At 59.2% G+C, this 1,902-nt stretch carries 2 protein-coding genes; both read right to left on the reverse strand.

The window, feature by feature from the left end:
• Positions 1-842, reverse strand: an 842-nt coding sequence (locus tag SMC5_RS00845) for a M42 family metallopeptidase (protein WP_133299128.1), incomplete at its 3' end; no start/stop codon positions are given.
• Positions 843-1,883 (reverse strand): M42 family metallopeptidase, encoded by a 1,041-nt coding sequence (locus SMC5_RS00850; protein ID WP_119119208.1) that lies wholly within the window; start codon positions 1,881-1,883, stop codon positions 843-845.
• Positions 1,884-1,902 lie beyond the last annotated feature (19 nt).

Raw genomic sequence — 1,902 nt, forward strand, 5'->3', positions numbered from 1 at the left:
TGGACATAGCGGTCGGGGATGCTGATGACGCCGGTAGGGACACCATTGGCTATGGTCTGGATGGCAGCCGCGTCGGTCGTGCCACCCTGGAGGACCTCGAGCTGGAACGGGATTCCGTGGTTCTTTGCTGCCTCAATGAGCAGGTCACGGATAGCAGGCGTCGCGACCATCCCCGCGTCCTTGACCTTGATAGCGGGTCCTTTGCCCAGGCTGATGTCCAGAACATAGCTTTCCGGGGTATCACCCCATGCAGTGACGTCCAGAGCGATGGCGAGGTCTGGCTGGATGCCCCAGGCGCCGACCTTGGCACCCTTGATGCCGATCTCTTCCTGCACGCTGAACATGGCATATGTTTCATAGTTCAGTTTCTTCCCCACTGCAGCCTTGAGGGCCTCAATGAGGACATAGCAGCCAATACGGTCGTCGAGTGCTGCAGAGGTCACGCGGTTACCCACCTGCACACAGTCGCCTGCGTACACTGCGAAATCGCCGACGGCGACATGCAGCAGAGCGTCATCCTTCGATACTGCACCGATATCAAGGAACAGCTTGTCCAGCGTCAGATGTTCGAGCGTCTTGTGCTCCTTGCTTTCGACAGCTGCCACGCCGAGAGTGCCGTTCGCGAAGACAAAGCGGTGCCCCAGGACCTTGTATGGGTCAAGCCCACCGACCGCGCCGAAACGAAGGAAGCCATCCTTGTCGACGTGCGTGATGATGATACCGATCTGGTCCATGTGGGCGGACACCAGCAATTTCGGCTTTCCTGAGGCGGGGATGCAGTAGATCAGGTTTCCCAGTGCGTCCACCCTGCAGTCCATATGCAGNNGGATAAGTTCATTCATCTATGCCTCCGTGGTGGCAAGTTGTGCCAGAAACTTTGAAAGAAGTGATACCGTGTTTTCATAGTCACAGACCTTGATGAGCGACACGGGAGAGTGGATGTAGCGCGAAGGGACGGCAACTGCCAGTGCCCGTACACCCGACTTGGTGAGCTGGATGCTGCGAGCATCCGTGCCACCTGCCGGCATGCGCTTGAACTGCCAGGGAAGCCCGTTCGCTTTCGCGACCTCGATCAGCTGGTTGCGAAGCCGGTGGTCCGTGATCATGCCGCCATCCTTGATGGTGAGAACTGTGCCGGCGCCCAGGTTGGTGACCTCCTGGTAATCCTTGACCTCGCCAATGTCGGCAGCGATGGTGCCCTCGACGGTGATGCTGATGTCAGGCGTGTATCGCCACGCTCCAACGGTGGCCCCTTTGGTTCCCACTTCTTCCTGCGTCGAGAACATCCCGATGACAGGGAAGGGCCAATCCATCTTGAGCAGCTCGGCCACGATGGCGCAACCCACCCGGTCGTCAAACGCCTTGCCAACCAGATACCCGTCGCCGAATGTTCCGAACGCCGTGTCGAACGTGATCTGATCACCGATGGCCACCTTGCCCGCCAGTTCCTTGTCCGACTTGGCGCCGACGTCAACGACGATGTCGTCTGCCTTGATGACAGTGTTTTCGACTTCTTCATGGGTGGACAGATGCACTGCCTTGATGGCTGTGACGCCGGGAAGGCGGTCCTTGCCGACCAGCACCTTCTTGCCCAGCAGCAGCCGGTCGTCGATACCACCGGCCTTGCCGATGTGGAGGTACCCTTCCTTGGTGATGCGGGTCACGTACAGCCCGACCTCGTCCATGTGCGCGTTCAGCATGACCTTGGCCCCAGGCTTGTCCATGCCCTTGAGCGCAAAGAGATTCTTGATGGGATCGCGCTCGAACCGGTCGACGTGACCCTCAAGCTCTGCTCTGAGGATGGCCCCGACCTCGTCTTCGTGCCCCGAGATGCCCCGTGCTTCGGTGAGCTTCTTCAGCAGCTCAATGCGTGTCTGTTCCATACAACTCTCCTATGAACGC

Origin of the sequence: Candidatus Cryosericum odellii (genome assembly GCF_003570935.1) — a bacterium.
GTDB classification, from domain to species: domain Bacteria; phylum Caldisericota; class Caldisericia; order Cryosericales; family Cryosericaceae; genus Cryosericum; species Cryosericum odellii.

Bases quoted from the DNA above. Each gene is read 5' to 3' on its own strand.
- SMC5_RS00850 (WP_119119208.1), bottom strand. From the start codon at position 1,883: ATGGAACAGACACGCATTGAGCTGCTGAAGAAGCTCACCGAAGCACGG.